Here is a 956-nt window from a genome sequence, read left to right as displayed (position 1 = left end):
CCTGCCCACCGGGCCCCGCTGCCCACCCCCGTCGGGGTTCGACGGCGCCCTCGCCGTTGTCGTATCCGTTGCCAGCCACGAGTCGAAGGTACCCGTTCGAGCTGACCGGCCGTCGGTTGATCATGGCTTCGGCGCGGGATTGCAGCACTGCTGTGACCCCGTCACGAGCAGCGCCCGCAGACGGTTCAGCGCGCGGCGACCGAGCGGGCGTGCACGACGGCCGCCGAGGTCTCCCCGGCGGGGCAGCCACCCGGGCCCGCGGTGGTGCGGACGGCGCCGACCGGGAGCAGGACGCCGCAGGCGACCCCGACGACGCTGTGACCGTGGCCATGTGGTCTCTTCCCCCCGTTCCAACAACGACGCGTCAGCGTACTCGCTGCCCCCCGGCGGTGGATGGCGGGTTTCTGACAGATCATTGCCCGGGGCCCCGGGGATCAGCACGATGGGCCGGTACGGGTGAGTGGTGAAGGGGGACGGGGATGACCGGGGACGTGGCCGAGAGACCGCAGGCCAAGGAAGGGGAACGCGTCGAACAGCGGGTCACCTGGGCGGAGTTGTTCTTCGTCCTGGTGTGGGTCTTCGCCATCACCCAGATCGCGGTGGCCCTGGCGCACGCGCACTCGCTGTTGGACGTGGCGATGGCAGTGATGCTGTTCCTGCCGCTCTGGATGGGCTGGGTCGGGGCGGCGCTGCTCGGCAACGCGACGGGCGAGAGCCTGGACGGGGTGCACGGGCGGCTGCTGGTCTTCGCGCTGGCGGCCTGCGGTCTCGGGATGAGCGTCGCGGTGCCGGACGCCCTCGGCGACCGGGGCGTGCTGTTCGGGGTCTGCTACGTGCTGATGCGGCTGATCCTGTGGCAGCGGATGCGGCGCTGGCCGACCTTCGGCGGGCTGCGGATCGAACCGTTCTCGGTGAGCCTGCTGGTGAGCGGGCCGCTGTTCCTGACCGGTGCCTTC

At 71.4% G+C, this 956-nt stretch carries 1 protein-coding gene; it reads left to right on the top strand.

Features of this window, described 5'->3' with window-relative positions; genetic code table 11:
* Window positions 1–479: 479 nt before the first annotated feature.
* Window positions 480–956 (top strand): low temperature requirement protein A (locus ABD323_RS41765; RefSeq protein WP_344447300.1); only part of this gene is annotated, 477 nt, incomplete at its 3' end.

It is taken from the genome of Kitasatospora nipponensis, assembly GCF_039528135.1.
Lineage (GTDB): Bacteria > Actinomycetota > Actinomycetes > Streptomycetales > Streptomycetaceae > Kitasatospora > Kitasatospora nipponensis.
The sequence above is the reverse complement of the archived record's forward strand: the minus strand, read 5'-3'. Positions and strand labels throughout refer to the sequence as shown.